Source organism: Lysinibacillus sp. NPDC093197 (assembly GCF_044754025.1).
GTDB lineage: Bacteria > Bacillota > Bacilli > Bacillales_A > Planococcaceae > Lysinibacillus.
This window is the reverse complement of record NZ_JBIVOH010000002.1, coordinates 719,539-735,978: the sequence shown is the minus strand read 5'-3', so window position 1 is coordinate 735,978 and position 16,440 is coordinate 719,539. Positions and strand designations below refer to the sequence as shown.

The following is a 16,440-nucleotide window of genomic DNA, read 5'->3' as shown; positions in this document are numbered from 1 at the left end:
AGCTATCTTTTATGAGGTAGCTGTTTTTTTGTATGAGTTGTCTGATGGAGAAAACGCGGAAATCGGGTGCTGAAGCGCGGAATCCGGCTGTTGAAACGCGGAATCACAGTGCTAAAACGCGGAATTCGTCGTTCATGGCTGAATTCGAATTACCTGAACTCGAAAATCAAATGGCCCTTTTATAGAAGCATTCATTAAAACATACAAATTTAATCGGAATTTTTTAAGCAGAAGTATTTACTTTTATGTGATAAAACATTATAGTTAATTTATAAAATAATATTGATTCATCTTCGGGGCAGGGTGAAAATCCCGACCGGCGGTAATAGAGTTGTAAATCGCTAGTGTTGTACTAAACTACATTAGCTCGCATGATTTACTAAATGGCTCTTCAGCCCGCGACCTGTGCAAAGTTTTTTTTGCATGGCTGACTTGGTGCGATTCCAAGGCCGACAGTATAGTCTGGATGGGAGAAGATGAAGGTACGATCGTCATTCGTTGTTACGAATTAAGCTATGTGCGAGCGTTTTTTTCAGTGTGTCTACTAATTACACTGTATGCACAAAAAATAGCTAGTAATGGCGTTATTTAATCATGCCTTTTCTCCCTTATGCTGATGTGCATAAGGGTTTTTTCGTGAAAAAACAATCGATTACGTCGTAACCTTTCTTCTTGCAAGATTGAATCAGCAAAGAGGAGAGAGTTTTCAATGAAGAAAAATATCAAACTGCAATCGTTTATTACGATTGGTATGCTAAGTAGTATTTCGTTTTTATTAATGCTTTTTAATTTCCCGATTCCGCCGTTCCCAGCATTTTTAGAGGTGGATTTCAGTGATATGCCAGCTTTACTTGCAGCTATCACAATGGGTCCAGTTGCGGGTATTTTAGTAGAACTATTTAAAAATATACTGGATTGGATTTTCTCGGGTACGCCTACAGGGGTTCCGGTTGGACATATTGCAAACTTTGTGACAGGTATATTATTTATTTTACCAGTATCATTTGTTTTTAACCGTTTTAAAACAATTGCGGGTCTTGTCGGAGGTTTGGCGACAGGAACGATCGTTATGGCAGTAGGGATGAGCTTTTTAAATTACGCAGTATTTTTACCGATGTACACTTATTTCTTAGGTATGGAGCCAGTAGTTGGCGATTCATTATATAAAATGATTATTGCAGGTATTTTGCCGTTTAATATCGTAAAAGGTGTTCTATTAACAGCTATCATGGTGTTACTGTTCACAACGATGCGTAGATGGATTGAACAACAACGTACAATGTATTTATCAAAATAATATGGAAAAAAAGTATGATTTAGGATAGTGTTCAAGTAATGACACCTTCTGGACTGTTATGTCTATGGAGGTGTTTTTTGTTGATTAAATTTGCAATTTCAGATTTCCTTTCAGAAAAAGAGTTACAGAATTTAAGCAAAATACATTAGATGGCTATACAATGTTCTCTCATACGGAAAGAACAAAAAGCAGGAAACCGTGCCATTGACAGACAAAGTTATCGATGATTTATAAATGTAAAAAATGGTAATTAAAGGGGTTGGATAAGATGAATACAAAGACATTCGGTTACATTCGAAATATCAACTACGGAGCGAAACATTGAACGACAATTAATAAATATGCAAGCACTTGATATAGCAGAGAGAGACACATTCATTGATAAAGCGAGCGGTAAGGACTTTAATAGACCATTTTATCAAGCTTTAAAACAAGTTATTCGTGAAGGCTATTTAGTTTATATAGATGCATTGGATTGTCTAGGACGTAACTATGATGAAATTACTAAAGAGTGGAAGCATATTATTAGAGAAATTAATGCAAATATAGTTGTATTGGAAAATGAAACACTATTTGATAGTCGTAAATTTAAAGGGATGGGATGGGCGAAAGGATAAGTTAATGGAAGATCAGTTTCTCTCATTGCTTTCATATGCTTCAGACTAAGAACGACAAAAGCTACTCAAACGACAAGCAGAAGGTATTGCAGAAGCAAAGAAACAAGGTAAGCATCTAGGTAGACCACAATTAAACCTTGATACGCTTAGTAAGCAGCAACGTACAGACATAGAAACAAATTATCAGGTATTGAAAGATAAAGAAATAAGTGGCGGTTTGCTGAAATATTAAAATTGAAAAAGAATAGCTAAGGTTGTAAAAGAATACGAAGCAACTTTATAGAGTAAAATCTAAGCGGTTACTGCAAAATGTAGCCGTTTTTTGTTCTATTAATAGATGGATTTTATAAAAGGAGTTAGATATATTTAAGCTTTTGACAACAATTTTAGTATTATATCCAATTGATTTTAAGCATTCTAATATGTTCTAAAGGGTTGTATCATCTCAATCAATTACAAGCTTATACAATTTAATAAACTACCCACGGTATGTTTATATTTTGACTGATTTCAGAGATAGAAAAATCTTGTCTACCTGTTTCACTCACACTCGGCAAGGAAAAACATAGATGTTTTATATTGTGTTTGATGTTAAAATATAGAATATGGGGTGAATATATTCATGGAAACTATCAAAGGTAAATTTAAAATAATGTTCGTTACACTTGGATTATTGATATTGATAGGGTGCGCATCAATAGAAAATGAAGTGGATGATGCCGAACAAGGAAATAGAACAATTGAAAATGAAAATGAAGATGAATCTTTGAATTACAAAAGTATAGAGGACTACGAAAAAGCGCAACAAATAGAAGGGAGAATTATTGAATTTTATGAAGCAGGTGATTATGATACTTTAATTTTTTATTATAAACAAATGTTTATTCTAACTGTAAACAAAATTAAACCTACTCGAAAAACCCTTGAAGTATTAAATGAATTAGCAAAAGATATGATTGAAAAATCAGATGATTACTCTTTAGTTAGTAGCTATATATATTCAGATTTATTGAATGAAGATGTACTTGCTTTGTATAAGAGTAAATTTAGTAAAGAAATCGCTAGAAGTGAGAAAGAAAATGCAGAATGGGAGAAAAAACAGGAGCAAGCGGAAGCAGAAAGAAAAGCGGAATATGAAGTGAAAAGGAAAGAATATGCAGCAGAAAGGGAAAAGTATGAACGCTCACAACAAGGTGTAAGAATTGGTATGACACAAGAAGAAGTGCTATTAAGTAACTGGGGGAAACCTTTAGATATTAATAAAACAACAAATGCCTATGGAACAAGCGAGCAGTGGGTCTACAGAGATTTTAACTACTTATATTTTGAGGACGGGATTTTAACTACAATCCAAAACTAGCAATTAGAGGGGGAACGTCCTCTTTTTATTTACCTTCTGACATTAAACAAGAATTACTGAATATACTTGCAATTAAATAACAACATCTTTACAATAGATACTAACAATTGAGTAAATTAGTGTACATTACTTATAAACTATTGATACTTCTACTTTTTACGTCAATTTACCACATAGCCAATTTCTTAGGTATGGAGCCAGTAGTTGGCGATTCATTATATAAAATGATTATTGCAGGTATTTTGCCATTTAATATCGTAAAAGGTGTTCTATTAACAGCTATCATGGTGTTACTGTTCACAACGATGCGTAGATGGATTGAACAACAGCGTACAATGTATTTATCAAAATAATAAATTAAGCCTCGAGTTTATTCTTACTCGGGGTTTTTTGTGTATAGATCTAATAGCATACTGGAATCTTCAGGAATTGACTAGTCTAAATTACTATTTTAATGTACAATTAATGTGAGATTAGTTAGATTTGAGGAGATTGAAGAGATGAGTGAAAACAATGGACAATGGTCCGGTAAGTTAGGGTTTATTTTAGCATCGGCGGGTGCTGCGATTGGACTAGGGGCAATATGGAAGCTACCATATGTCACAGGGCAAAGTGGTGGCGGCGCATTTTTCCTTATATTTGTGGTGTTCACTTTGTTAATTGGCCTACCGATGTTATTATCCGAGTATATTTTAGGGCGTGGTACGCAATCAGAGGCGATCACAGCCTATAAAAAGGTTGTTCCAACGAAACCTGCTTGGGCTTGGGTTGGACGCATGGGTGTACTTGGCTGTTTTCTATTATTAACCTTTTACAGTGTTGTAGGGGGCTGGATATTTATTTATAGTGGCCTAGGTGTATCTGGGGCTGTTATTGATTCAACGGTTAATCCAAGTGAGTTATTTGGAAAAATTATTAGTGCTCCGTGGATTACGTTACTAGGTTTAGCGTTATTTACACTGGCAAATGTACTTGTCATTTCACTAGGTGTACAAAACGGCATTGAAAAAGCAAATAAGTGGATGATGCCATTATTATTTGTTATGTTTATCGTTCTTGTTGTTCGTGCGTTAACATTAGATGGGGCAATGGAAGGTGTGAAATTCTTCTTATGGCCAGACTTTTCAAATATAACGGGTAAAGCGTTATTAGAGGCGTTAGGGCAGTCATTTTTCGGTTTGGCAGTAGGGTTCTCTTGTTTGGTTACATATAGTTCGTATTTGAAAAAGGATGTTAGTTTACCAAACTCTGCAGGCTCAGTAGTTTTACTGACTGTGCTCGTGTCATTTTTAGCAGGACTAGCTATTTTCCCTGTAGTGTTTGCCTTTGATTTAGAGCCACAAGCTGGGCCTGGCTTATTATTTATGGTGCTACCGACAGCATTTAGTCAAATGCCTTTTGGTGAACTATTTTTAGCGCTGTTTTTATTACTATTTTTATTTGCGACGTTAACGTCATCATTTAGTTTATATGAAATCATTGTTGCAGCATTTATGGAGAAGTGGCATATGTCACGTTCAGCCTTAACGATGTTGCTAGGAGTTATCGTTTTTATTGCTGCCATTCCATCGGCATTATCATCTAGCTTGTTAGCGGATGTATCCATTTTCGGAAAGTCGATTTTTGATGCTACTGATTATTTAGTGTCCAATTTAATGCTACCATTGGGCAATTTATTGATTGCGATCTTTATTGCCTATGTAGTAGATAAAAGCTTTGTGAAGAAGGAATTGCTCATGGGAAGTCAAATGGGGCAGGGATTTTATAAGACTTATCGCGTGCTAATGTTAGTAGTCGTTCCAATTGTTATTATCGTTGTTTTATTAAATATGCTTTTACAAAAATAATATTGAATGAAATTGTTTGAGTGCCTGGCACTTGCAGACACAATATAAGCCGCAACACTCGCTATCGCACGATTGTTGCGGCTTCGTTTATACGTTCTCACAGCAGGCTAGGTAGTTTTTTACTTCTGGGAGAATTCAAAATTGTTTGAGTGCCTGGCACTTAATATTGGCACTTAATATTCACTTAGGGCAAGCTCACCTAACCAGCTTTTTTCTTTAATCATTTGCTGTGCTTGAAGTTCACTTTTTGCAATGGGGAATACTTTGTCACATTGTGAGATCGCGAACAGTTTACGAATAAAATCATCTGTCACAATGATGGCGATTTTCTTTTCGGCAATCGTAACTTTCTTTGCGAAATTAATAATCATACCAAAACCAGTACTATCAATATTCGTTACCCTTTGCATATCAATTACATAGCCATGCTTTGTATCTAAACTAATAGCATGTAGCTCCTCTTTTAACTCATCGATTAATCCATATTCTAAATTCCCTGTAAAGGCGATTGAAATATAATCAGTCTTTGAATCAATATTTATCATGTTATTCTTACTCATTTCAGTGCTCCTCCGTGTCATTTAGTTAAAAGATTAAAATTTAAATTTATTTACTTCGTTTTGTAGTTTAGTAGAAATTTCCGCTAACTCCTCTGATTTATGTGAAATCTCAGCTACAGTTGCATGTTGTTCTTCAGACGTAGCTGCCATTTCTTCGGAAGCTGCCGCAGAATCTTCTAAAATGCGTGAGATATCATGTATTGCCTGTTGAACACCTAATGAATTGTCATTGACATGCGTGAATGCAGATTTCATTTGTTTCACACCTTGTTCTGTTTCAACAACATGTTCAACGATTTCTTGTAAGGCATGTCCGCCTTTACTAATGATGTTCACCTGTTCTTCTACTGCTAGTAAATTACTTTCCATAGTTCGGACGGTCACAGCAGTTTCGGCTTGTATGTTTTTAATTAAATCTGTAATTTGACCAGAAGCCAAACTTGACTGCTCAGCAAGCTGACGAACTTCTGATGCGACTACAGCAAAGCCCTTTCCTTGATCTCCGGCTCGAGCAGCTTCGATGGCTGCGTTTAAAGCTAATAAATTTGTTTGCTCCGCAATACCCGTTATGACAGTAATAATTCCACCTATTTCTTCGGAACGTTTGCCTAGTTTTTGAATCGAATCGGTTGCATAAGAAACCGTATGAGTGACTGTGTTTAAATGTTTAATTGCTTCACTAATAGCATCTTCTCCTTTGCGGGCGATATAGGTAGATTGAATTGCTCTATTTAAAGTTGCTTCTGCTTTTTCTAAACTATTGGTTACTTCCTCAATCGTTGTTTTCATCATCATAACAATACGTTCAGCCTGGTCTGATTGAATGGTGGTACCATTTGAAATGTCGTTCATTGTTAAGGCAATTTGGTTTGAGGCTTCACTTGTTTGGTGTGATGATTCGGCTAATGTCTGCGAGGATCTAGCTATTTGATTTGCGCTATTCGAGACAATGGTCATTGTTTCTGTTAAACGCTGCTTCATACTATTAAATGCTTGTGCTAAATTGGCGATTTCATCTTTTCCTTTAGGGTTTAATATTTTTACGTTTAAATTTAAATTAGCAAGTTCTTTAGCATTTAAACTTAATTGATTAATTGGTCCAATAATTTGGCGCTGTAAAAACCAACTAATGCTAACAAACATCAAAATCGCTATTCCTAATGAAATGGCAACATTCTCAAGGACATATTTTGTAGCAATGTTAATATAGGGCGCTGATGGTGTGCCTGTCGACCACATACCGATGATGTCGCCTTTGCTATTGAAAATTGGCTCTGTCGCAACTTGATACATACTACCTAATACATTTGCTGTACCGATAAAACGTTCTTTTTGCTCTAACACAGCAGTAGTAAGCTCTTTAGGAGCCTTCGTGTTCACTTGTCGTATACCGTTTTCCACAATAGTTGTGTTAATGCGTGTATCGTGCTGAAAGATTGTCACAAAATTACCGTCTGCTAGATTGCCAATCTCATCTACAATATCGAAATTGCCAGCAATTTTAACATCGCCTTTATACAATTCATTATTTTTAATGTCCCAATCTCCAGGGATTTTAACATCAAAATATTGATAACTTAATTGTAAATCCGATAAAAGTTTGGCATTTGCACTTTCTAAAAAATTCTTTTTAGCTTCAAAAAAATCAATTATCGCTATAAGAGAAACCATTAACAAAATACAGGTAAGAATAAGTAAGTTCATTTTTTTACGGATTGTCCATTTCACAAAAAGTCCCTCCTAATTACAGATGTACTTTATTCATGAATTTTCTTGGAAACACCGACTAAAAATTTGGTTCTTGAAATATGTTTAAACCAAATAGAATCAACCATATTTTTGACAAAAAATAATCCTCGACCTCGATCTGTATAATTATAATAGTGTTCGTTAGGATCGAATTGTAAAGCCTTCTTTAAATCATTTTCAGTAATGCCTTGTGCTTCATCGATGACTGTTAACGTAATCTCCTCATCGTTTTGCAAAACTTGTATTTGAATTTTGCCGTAGGAAGAGGGTGTATCGATTTTTTCCATTGCTTCAATAGCATTAATTACTAATTCGTGTAAAACAAATCTCAATTCTTTACTGAAGGGTATACTATAAATATTTGTATAGTTTTCCATCACATTATCTATAAAATGAACTGCTTGTCGATTTGCTTGAACTCGCAGTGTAAATTTCATTACCAATCACCTATCTTGTACGTGAAATTACATTTACATTTTCGCTAGTGATATCCAGTAAAATGTAAGTAAAGTTAAATAGGTCATCGCCATTATATTGAGGAAGAATAGGAATGAAAACGCATGTCTAAACCTATCCAGTATAATAGGTATTGTGTTTTCTATACTTTAGCGGTGTTTAAGAAATTCATGTATTTTAAGATTACTAACATTTAAACGCAGAGAATTAATGTCATTTCTATAAATATAGTTATGTGTGATAAAGGAATGAATATCGTTGACTAATACAGTTTTCACCCTATGGTTTTTGTCACCCCTATAGCAGTAAAAAGCTTGTAAGTCTATGTATCTTTTGAATATGGATACTTAATATTGGTGACAAAGTGTTATATAAGAATTTTTAAGGCGATGCTAAATCATTTGCCTGGAGTTTGCGAAGTTTTCTTCAATTTGGTAGTTTAGACCATTTGAAAGGGAGTTTTGTTTGGTACTGGATGGAATCAAAAGGCCTTTATCCACCGACGTCATTATTATAAAAGCTACTTTCGAATTATTCAATTACTTTAATAGTGATTGGTATATAGAATAGTAAAAATATCCTATTAAGTACTATTGAATTTATATTTAGTTTATAATGTACCAGTAAAATATAAATAATGCAAGACTAATGTTCTACAAAAGAAAGTTTTGAGTAATCATTAAGTTTTATTTTAGTTGATGTCAATATATAGGTCCAACCTAATGTAAGTATACATCTAAAATAAAGATAAATTTATTCGAAAAAACATATGTAAGAAAACATGACATGCCCATTGCGCTTGTTTGTTGTTTTAGTGTAATTTAAAAGCAGTTACAAAAAAACACGTTAAGAAAAATGACAAATTGGAGTGGTGAAGAATGAAACATCATACAAGAGATGATATTATCCGCATGGTGAAAGAAGAAAATGTGAAATTTATTCGCCTACAATTTACTGATATATTGGGCTCAATAAAAAATGTGGAAATACCAGTTAGTCAATTAGCGAAGGCATTAGACAATAAGGTCATGTTTGATGGTTCATCGATTGAGGGGTTTGTTCGTATTGAGGAGTCTGATATGTATTTACGTCCCGACTTAGATACATTCGTTATCTTTCCATGGACAGCGGAAAGAGGTAAGGTAGCACGTTTTATCTGTGATATTGCACGACCAGATGGTACAGCATTTGAAGGTGATCCACGTTCCAACCTTAAGCGGGTATTAAAGGAAATGGAAGATTTAGGTTTTAGCTCGTTTAACCTTGGTCCAGAGCCAGAATTTTTCTTATTTAAACTAGATGATAAAGGGCATCCAACACTTGAATTAAATGATAGTGGTGGGTATTTCGATTTAGCGCCCACTGATTTAGGCGAGAACTGTCGACGTGATATTGTGCTTGAGCTAGAGGGCATGGGCTTTGAAATTGAAGCGTCGCATCACGAAGTTGCACCTGGTCAGCATGAAATTGATTTTAAATATGCAAGTGCTATTGAAGCGTGCGATAATATACAAACGTTCAAACTCGTCGTTAAGACAGTCGCAGCACAGCACGGTTTACATGCAACCTTTATGCCAAAACCGTTATTTGGCGTTAATGGCTCAGGGATGCATTTCAATCTTTCATTGTTTGAAGGTGATAAAAATGCCTTCTATGATGAACATGCAGAAATACAATTGAGCGAAACTGCTCGCAGCTTTATGGCAGGGGTTATGAAGCATGTTCACGGCTTTACAGCGGTGACAAACCCTTTAGTAAATTCTTATAAACGTTTAGTTCCAGGCTATGAAGCACCGTGCTATGTAGCTTGGTCAGCCCAAAACCGCTCACCACTTATTCGCATCCCGGCTGCAAGAGGTCTTTCAACTCGTATTGAGTTACGTTCTGTTGATCCAGCGGCTAACCCATACTTAGCGATGGCTGTTATTTTAGCATCTGGCCTTGATGGGATACGTAAAGGTTTAACACCACCAGATGCTGTAGATCGAAATATTTATAAAATGAACCGCGCGGATCGTGAATTAAATGGCATTGATAGTTTACCCTCTTCTTTAGAATACGCACTAATCGAGCTAGAGATGGATCATATTGTACGTGACGCACTTGGCAATCATATTTTTGAGAAGTTCACAGAAGCGAAGGAAATTGAATGGAACAAATACCGCACACGCGTCCACGACTGGGAACGTGATGAATATTTGACAATGTATTAGAAAAGAAGTGTTGGGTGTTGCAAGTAAGAGTAAGAAGAAAGAGACAGTATTAATTTAAGTTTTTTTCTAGAGACTAATACTGTTAAGACAAAAATTACAGAGTTAATCTTCAGCAAACGGCATAATATTATAAGTTTTAGAAGTGAATAAATTTTCAAGAATTAACATTAATATTAACATTCGTCAGTATTGTCATTACTATAATTAATTTATAATTAACTACGGGGAAATAAAACTTAAAGATCTATCGCTGACGGATCGCCGTGTGCGATGAAAGTTGCCTGCACGGTGAAGGCTCGTTATAAAACCGAGATATAGAGAAGGATAAAACGAGAATAGCGTATTTTTACCTGTAACAAATGTGAGTGGAAGTTCAATAGATTTATCACCGGGTGGCGTTAGAAATACAATTACTTGGACAGATAATCAATCATCTGCAGGAACGGTTACTTATACGATAAAACGCAACACAAGCAATAGTTTAGTAGGGGCAATTGTTTTACAATCAAGCATTGCGAGTGGTACACAACGCTGGAATGATGATACAGCAACACCATTTACGACATATTATTATTTCATTGAAGCAACTAATGGTGTAGAAACGGCTGTAACTGCAGGTTATGAATTAAGAACTACTGAGAATAAGTATGCTTTAACTAAAAATTACAAAAATACCCACTTTGCCAACCTTGTATTTAATCCGGTAACAGAGTCATTTGACGAAGTGTAGTATTTCCAAGTAGCCTAATAACTTAGGCTACTTATTTTTAAGAGGTGAAATTAATGGAAATTTTAAATCTTACTTCAAGTAATTATAGTATGTTTTTAACTTTTTTGAATCCTAATCATTTTAAAAGGTTGCAATTAATGGACGCAAGTTTATGGGGAATAGGTTTAGTTGATCATACACGTCCAATAGGTATCCTTATTGCAGACATCAATTTTGATAATAAGTCAGCAGCGATTACACATTTAGTTGTAAATGATGAGGAGAATGCCCATCATTTTGTTATGCAACTATATAATGAAGCGGAAAATTATTTTGAAAAGATCGGCTTTTTAATAACAGAAATAACGCTTACTATGAACAGTAAATCTGATGACTTCATAAATATATTAACCAATCAAGGTTGGAGTGGGAATGTACAAGGCATAGAAAAATATGTGCTGGATTTTAATCGAATACAACAAAATGAATGGTTATGGAATTTAAAAATACCTACTAGTTTAACAGTAGTACCTTGGAGTCAGCATGTGAGTGAGATATTTAGAGAAGCAATTTCTAATAAGAATAAGTTTGATGATCATGTCTATCCTTTTGTTCAGAATTTAGGCGTTGTCGATGAAGAATTTAGCTTTGCTTTATTTCTTGAAGGAGATTTAGTGGGGTGGTGCATTGCTGAGAGAGTTGCACAGAACATGATACTTTTACCCCATTCTTATGTGAAGCGTTTGCCCGCTACCAGATTGGGAGGAGGGGGGATGTTAGTGTATGCCCCCGTTGTCAAAAGAGCGATAGAAGAGAATATGTTCGTGACATTTTTTACTGATGTAGATAATACATCAATGCAAAATATTATTAATAGACGTTTTAAAGAATGTGTAATACAAAAGAAATTATTAGTTCGTTTAGTAAAAAAAGAGAATGTTACTAGTATTCATTAGTCTCCTATTAAAATTATAACACCTTTGATAGAAGAGATAAGACTCCACTTCCAAATAATTCAACAACTTTTTTTGAACCAAAACTACATTGTATGATTTTAAGGTAATGGATGGCGATTAGAAGTCGCTCGGTATGTGTTTTTATTGGAAGCGAATTTAAAAAATTTGTTGAATGGTCAACGCTTGAACAACTACAGTTTCAGAAAATAACTCAGATTGTTGCGGGTTATTAGAGGCTTGAGGATAATATCAATTAATTTTAAGATAAAATTCACACATTCCGATAATAAATTTAATGATAAAACCAGCTCTATTAGATTAGAGCTGGTTTTTTTATGTCTGATGAATTTAAGGGAGACTTACTCCTTAGATTTGTCATCAGTTTTGTTTTGATCATCCATATGTTCTTTGTGTGTTGAAGGTGATTCAGTATCGTTAGGCTCCGTTTTTTCTTTCGCATTACCACACCCAAATAATAATCCTGTTGTTAGGATTGCTGTAAAAGTACCGATAATTAATTTTTTCATACTTCACCTCATAATGGAATTTTATACTTTTATTCTTGCCCTTATTTTGGACTTCATACATCGTTCATTTATTAAAGTTTGCCCAATTTAAAAATACTTCTTCTCAGTGGTATTTTTAACCAAAATGGATATATATGTTAAGATATTGATGCGGATAAAAAAGGTCATACATTTTAGAATAGAATGGGTGGTTAGAAGAGAAAGGTGAGATGAGCATGAGTCAAATTAAAATATATGGTATTAAGGACAGTTTAGATCCCATTAAGGCAGCATTATCGACTATTATTCATTCTTGTATGATGGAGGCACTGGGATTGCCATCCGATAAGAAATTTCATCGTTTTTTCCCAATGAATAAAGAAGATTTTTATTTTCCTAGTGAAAGAACTGAAGCATATACCATTATTGAAATTAGTATGTTCGAAGGTCGTACGATAGAAACGAAAAAACAATTACTCGCATTGCTGTTTGAAAAAATTAACAGTCAATTAAGTATAGCTCCTCAGGATATAGAAATTACTATTTTTGAAACACCTAAGCATAACTGGGGGATACGAGGACTACCTGGGGATGAGTTAGCATTGAATTATAAAGTAAATGTTTGAGCTTTTTTAGACGATTAATAAACTAGAGGAGGTGAACTATTGTGATAAAAAAAGGCTACTTCATAGACAAGGAAAAAAATCAGATTTATAACAATGAAGTAGTAGTGGCAAGTAAAATCTACTCTAATAATTTTACGTTAAAGGAACTTGGACAAATGATTTTTAATGGCGAAGTAGAAGAAGTATTTATCTGTAACTATCAAACGGAACGAAAAAGTACATTAGAGTGTTTATTAATACATGATGTTAAGTCACAATGGGATACTAAGTATAAAAATAACATTTGCCTTGATGATGAGGCATATTTAAATGATTTCCCAAATGGATATTGTTTTTTTGTTGAGCTTTGGGAAAGCGGAAAAGGTCCAACTATTTTGGTGTTATTCCAATATCATTAAACGACAAAAAGCGGAGACGATTATATTAGTGGCTTATGTTGTGCTACAAAAACGATCACAGTAAAAAAGTGTTAGATTGATTGCGATCAATCTAACACTTTTTTGTATATTTTTATAATTTAATCGTCCAACCAAATGTATCTTCAAGCGTTCCATTTTGAATGCCTGTTAATGTTTCGTAAAGCATTTGTGAAATTTCACCAATCTCACCGTTATTAATCACTATTTTTTCATCTTGCCATTTTAATTCTCCAACAGGTGAAATAACCGCAGCTGTTCCTGTACCAAATGCTTCTTCCAAAGTGCCATTATGATAAGCCTCTACCACTTCATCAATTGAAATACGACGTTCTTCGACTGGAATGTTTTTCGCCTTTAATACTTGAAGCATTGAATTACGTGTAATTCCAGGTAAGATGCTACCATTTAATGCTGGTGTGATGACTGTTCCGTTTATTTTGAAGAATATATTCATGCTACCTACTTCTTCGATGTAACGGTGTTCTTTACCGTCTAGCCATAAAGTTTGAGAGTAGCCTTCCTTATTCGCAATTTCTTGTCCTTTTAAGGCGCTCGCATAGTTACCAGCAGTTTTTGCTTCGCCGGTGCCGCCAACTACAGCTCTTACAAAATGTTGTTCCACCATGATTTTTACTGGATTAATGCCCTCTTTGTAGTACGAGCCTGATGGAGACATAATGATGATAAATTTATAGTTTTTAGAAGGGTGTACACCTAAGTGTGGCTCAGTAGCAATAATAAATGGACGGATATAAAGAGATGTTCCAGGTGCCTTTGGAACCCATTCACGATCCAATGTTACTAACTGCTTTAACGCCTCTAACGCCAATTCTTCATCAATTGCTGGTATGACAATACGCTCATTCGAATGATTTAAGCGGTTAAAATTACGGTCAGGACGGAATAAAAGGACCCTATTATCCACTGTTGCATAAGCTTTTAATCCTTCAAATACAGCTTGTCCATAATGGAAAACTGCTGCCGAAGGATCTAGTGAAAGCGGCTGATACGGGATAATACGTGGATCATGCCAACCCATGCCTTCTGTGTAATCGACTATAAACATATGATCTGTAAAAAATTGTCCAAAACCTAATTGGTCTGCTGCAGGTTTTTCTTTTGGGTTTGTTGTTATCTCTTTTGTTATCTCTAACATGTCATATCCTCCGCGTATTGTGTCATTAGATGAAATATCTATAATACTTAATAATACTGTTTATTTTAAATTAATTAAATACTAAGAATCTACTAATAATTAATAAAATTGCTGATTTATTTACTTTCAGCAACAAATAACACTTATTGCAAAGATTTTATTCGTAGCGTTACGCTACCGTTGATGCTTTTCGCTCACTTAAATGTTCATGATACTTCTTGAAATTTTTATGTTATTGCTTTGTATAAATGATTATTATTGAAGTAGTAGTACTTTTAAGTAAAGGATTGGAAAATTGTCGATATGTAGTAGACTATGCATACAACTGAGTGGACCAGTCCAAAGATAGCATAAAAAGACAGGAAGAAAAAACTAGAATACGTTAATCTTTAAGCAAGGAGTGAGGGCATTTGAGTTTGAGTTGGATTGAGTCGATTCAAAAAGCAATAAATTATATAGAAGAGCATTTGCAAGAAACGATTACAATGGAGCAAATCGCAAACGAAGTGAATGCATCCGTATTTCATTTTCAACGAACATTTTCTATTTTAACGGATATGTCAATTGCGGATTATATAAGACGAAGAAGATTGACTTTAGCAGCACAGGAATTAATCAATACAGATATAAAAGTAATCGATCTCGCCTTCAAATATGGCTACGACTCTCCCGAAGCTTTTACAAAAGCATTCCGAAAGCAACATAACGTAACGCCGAGTGAAGCACGAAAACAGCAAGGACCATTACAATCATATAACCGCCTTGTAATCCAGGTGAGTCTGAAGGGAGCAGAACCAATGAAGTATAACATTGTAGAAAAAGAAAAGTTCCAAGTTGTAGGAGTAAAAAGAACGTATAATTGCCAAAAAGGCGAGAATTTGCAAGGTATTCCTGTATTTTGGGATGAAGTAAATCGTCAAGGAATGGACGAGCAACTATTTGCATTAAATGATGGACAAATTAAAGGGGTACTGGGTGTTTGTGTACCAGACGAAAACTATAAAGAAAATAATTTAATCGATTATTGGATTGGAACAGATCACGTAGGGGCGGATGTACCGGAAAATTTATTAGCGATGGAAGTGCCAGCATCAAAATGGGTTGTGTTTGAAGTACATGGCCCAATGCCGGATGCGATGCAAAATGCATGGAAGCAAATTTTCTCCGAATGGTTCCCTTCGAATCCATATGAGCCTGCTGGAACACCTGAATTAGAGGTTTATACAGAGGAAGATCCTACAAGCGAAAATCTCTATTCGGAAATTTGGATTCCAATTAAGTAAAAGTGCCCATAAAAGTGCCAGGCACTCAAACAATTTTGTGAAAAGTGCCGCCCGTAGCGGAAATCAACGGCAATAGACATTTATATTTCTTTGAAGCCAAGAATGAAACTTGTTGTTCATTCTTGGCTTTTGACGTTTAAAAGAAATTATTACGCAAATCAAAAACTTTGTAGAACAGTCTAGCATCTCTGCCCATTTTGCTATTGGTATTCATTTGTGCTAATAAACATTGCTGAAATAATTCATCGCAATTTTTTGTTCTACCATATTTTGAATAACAATCATCATGCTTCTTACAACAAGAATCAACAGCATTTGTTGGTGAACCAGGTCCTGAACATCCAGGTCCACAATATTTATAGCCAGGATAACAAAATCTTAATCTTCTATGCCTATTCACCTTGGTCACCTCTTTTCAAAATAGTCTTCATACTATAAAATATGTTGTCTTAACTTTTGAAAAGGGATGAAAAACTAAGGAAAACATGAAAAATATTGAGACGAAATTTCACATTTCATTAGCCACTAATGCATTAGACTACGCTTGATAATAATATGAATAAAAGAAGGGTCTTGGAAATTAATCCAGACCTTTTTTTAGTGTTTGACTAAGAAACTGCAATCTTAAATAAATCGTTAAGATAAATGAAATCCTTCAGTTAAGGTTTTTGTAAGCTAATCAACAA

At 34.7% G+C, this 16,440-nt stretch carries 16 protein-coding genes, 1 pseudogene and 1 riboswitch; of the genes and pseudogenes, 11 read left to right on the top strand and 6 right to left on the bottom strand.

Translation table 11 applies throughout. From position 1 onward, the window contains the following. Nucleotides 1–285 precede the first annotated feature (285 nt). A riboswitch (FMN riboswitch) is annotated at nt 286–482 on the top strand. 227 nt (nt 483–709) lie between these two features. From ACIP9G_RS09495 to ACIP9G_RS09475, 5 genes and pseudogenes are all read left to right on the top strand, one after another. Continuing rightward, entirely contained in the window at nt 710–1,297 is a 588-nt protein-coding gene (locus tag ACIP9G_RS09495; protein ID WP_340825522.1) for an ECF transporter S component, read from the top strand. Between the two features lie 268 nt (nt 1,298–1,565). Next, nucleotides 1,566–2,166: pseudogene (locus ACIP9G_RS09490) on the top strand (recombinase family protein). A 370-nt stretch (nt 2,167–2,536) separates the two neighbouring features. After that, nucleotides 2,537–3,274, top strand: a complete 738-nt coding sequence (locus ACIP9G_RS09485; protein WP_401018963.1) for a hypothetical protein — start codon at nt 2,537–2,539, stop codon at nt 3,272–3,274. A 107-nt stretch (nt 3,275–3,381) separates the two neighbouring features. Next, entirely contained in the window at nt 3,382–3,627 is a 246-nt protein-coding gene (locus ACIP9G_RS09480) for a hypothetical protein (protein WP_401018961.1), read from the top strand. A gap of 147 nt (nt 3,628–3,774) precedes the next feature. Continuing rightward, the gene (locus tag ACIP9G_RS09475; RefSeq protein WP_401018959.1) at nt 3,775–5,121 is read left to right on the top strand and encodes a sodium-dependent transporter; all 1,347 of its coding nucleotides are present in this window, start codon (nt 3,775–3,777) and stop codon (nt 5,119–5,121) included. Nucleotides 5,122–5,294: 173 nt separating this feature from the next. On the opposite strand, the gene ACIP9G_RS09470 is transcribed toward ACIP9G_RS09475, so the two are convergent. The 3 genes from ACIP9G_RS09470 to ACIP9G_RS09460 are packed head-to-tail and all read right to left on the bottom strand — an operon-like array spanning nt 5,295 to nt 7,867. Beyond that, nucleotides 5,295–5,681: an STAS domain-containing protein gene (locus ACIP9G_RS09470; RefSeq protein WP_401018958.1), complete on the bottom strand. Its 387-nt coding sequence runs from the start codon at nt 5,679–5,681 to the stop codon at nt 5,295–5,297. Nucleotides 5,682–5,714: 33 nt separating this feature from the next. Further along, nucleotides 5,715–7,409, bottom strand: a complete 1,695-nt coding sequence (locus tag ACIP9G_RS09465) for a methyl-accepting chemotaxis protein (RefSeq protein WP_401018956.1) — start codon at nt 7,407–7,409, stop codon at nt 5,715–5,717. Between the two features lie 29 nt (nt 7,410–7,438). Then, complete coding sequence (locus tag ACIP9G_RS09460; RefSeq protein WP_340825516.1) at nt 7,439–7,867, bottom strand: ATP-binding protein; 429 nt, start codon at nt 7,865–7,867, stop codon at nt 7,439–7,441. Nucleotides 7,868–8,764: 897 nt separating this feature from the next. Here ACIP9G_RS09460 and glnA point away from each other — a divergent pair. The 3 genes from glnA to ACIP9G_RS09445 all read left to right on the top strand — a co-directional run bounded on the left by glnA (nt 8,765) and on the right by ACIP9G_RS09445 (nt 11,764). Next, entirely contained in the window at nt 8,765–10,099 is a 1,335-nt protein-coding gene (gene glnA, locus ACIP9G_RS09455; protein WP_340825515.1) for a type I glutamate--ammonia ligase, read from the top strand. Between the two features lie 361 nt (nt 10,100–10,460). After that, nucleotides 10,461–10,829, top strand: coding sequence for a hypothetical protein (locus ACIP9G_RS09450; protein WP_401018954.1), 369 nt, complete (start codon nt 10,461–10,463; stop codon nt 10,827–10,829). Nucleotides 10,830–10,882: 53 nt separating this feature from the next. Further along, nucleotides 10,883–11,764, top strand: a complete 882-nt coding sequence (locus ACIP9G_RS09445; RefSeq protein WP_340825511.1) for a type 1 glutamine amidotransferase family protein — start codon at nt 10,883–10,885, stop codon at nt 11,762–11,764. A gap of 359 nt (nt 11,765–12,123) precedes the next feature. Here ACIP9G_RS09445 and ACIP9G_RS09440 read toward each other — a convergent pair whose 3' ends face one another. Then, complete coding sequence (locus ACIP9G_RS09440) at nt 12,124–12,291, bottom strand: hypothetical protein (protein WP_401018953.1); 168 nt, start codon at nt 12,289–12,291, stop codon at nt 12,124–12,126. 215 nt (nt 12,292–12,506) lie between these two features. On the opposite strand from ACIP9G_RS09440, the gene ACIP9G_RS09435 reads away from it, so the two are divergent. Continuing rightward, nucleotides 12,507–12,896, top strand: coding sequence for a tautomerase family protein (locus tag ACIP9G_RS09435; RefSeq protein WP_340826508.1), 390 nt, complete (start codon nt 12,507–12,509; stop codon nt 12,894–12,896). Nucleotides 12,897–12,937: 41 nt separating this feature from the next. Continuing rightward, a complete protein-coding gene (locus ACIP9G_RS09430; protein ID WP_401018952.1) occupies nt 12,938–13,294 on the top strand; it encodes a hypothetical protein in 357 nt (118 codons plus the stop codon). 112 nt (nt 13,295–13,406) lie between these two features. Here the strand turns inward: ACIP9G_RS09430 and ACIP9G_RS09425 are convergent, their stop codons facing one another. Then, nucleotides 13,407–14,471 (bottom strand): branched-chain amino acid aminotransferase, encoded by a 1,065-nt coding sequence (locus ACIP9G_RS09425; RefSeq protein WP_401018951.1) that lies wholly within the window; start codon nt 14,469–14,471, stop codon nt 13,407–13,409. Nucleotides 14,472–14,887: 416 nt separating this feature from the next. Between ACIP9G_RS09425 and ACIP9G_RS09420 the strand changes: the two genes are divergently transcribed. Beyond that, complete coding sequence (locus ACIP9G_RS09420; protein ID WP_340826507.1) at nt 14,888–15,754, top strand: AraC family transcriptional regulator; 867 nt, start codon at nt 14,888–14,890, stop codon at nt 15,752–15,754. 136 nt (nt 15,755–15,890) lie between these two features. Here ACIP9G_RS09420 and ACIP9G_RS09415 read toward each other — a convergent pair whose 3' ends face one another. Beyond that, complete coding sequence (locus ACIP9G_RS09415) at nt 15,891–16,154, bottom strand: Parvovirus coat protein VP1-like protein (RefSeq protein ID WP_401018950.1); 264 nt, start codon at nt 16,152–16,154, stop codon at nt 15,891–15,893. Nucleotides 16,155–16,440: the final 286 nt, after the last annotated feature.

Coding starts and splice junctions, on each gene's coding strand:
- ACIP9G_RS09425 (WP_401018951.1), bottom strand. CDS start 14,471: ATGTTAGAGATAACAAAAGAGATAACAACAAACCCAAAAGAAAAACCT.
- ACIP9G_RS09445 (WP_340825511.1), top strand. CDS start 10,883: ATGGAAATTTTAAATCTTACTTCAAGTAATTATAGTATGTTTTTAACT.
- glnA (WP_340825515.1), top strand. CDS start 8,765: ATGAAACATCATACAAGAGATGATATTATCCGCATGGTGAAAGAAGAA.
- ACIP9G_RS09495 (WP_340825522.1), top strand. CDS start 710: ATGAAGAAAAATATCAAACTGCAATCGTTTATTACGATTGGTATGCTA.
- ACIP9G_RS09475 (WP_401018959.1), top strand. CDS start 3,775: ATGAGTGAAAACAATGGACAATGGTCCGGTAAGTTAGGGTTTATTTTA.
- ACIP9G_RS09435 (WP_340826508.1), top strand. CDS start 12,507: ATGAGTCAAATTAAAATATATGGTATTAAGGACAGTTTAGATCCCATT.
- ACIP9G_RS09485 (WP_401018963.1), top strand. CDS start 2,537: ATGGAAACTATCAAAGGTAAATTTAAAATAATGTTCGTTACACTTGGA.
- ACIP9G_RS09440 (WP_401018953.1), bottom strand. CDS start 12,291: ATGAAAAAATTAATTATCGGTACTTTTACAGCAATCCTAACAACAGGA.
- ACIP9G_RS09470 (WP_401018958.1), bottom strand. CDS start 5,681: ATGAGTAAGAATAACATGATAAATATTGATTCAAAGACTGATTATATT.
- ACIP9G_RS09460 (WP_340825516.1), bottom strand. CDS start 7,867: ATGAAATTTACACTGCGAGTTCAAGCAAATCGACAAGCAGTTCATTTT.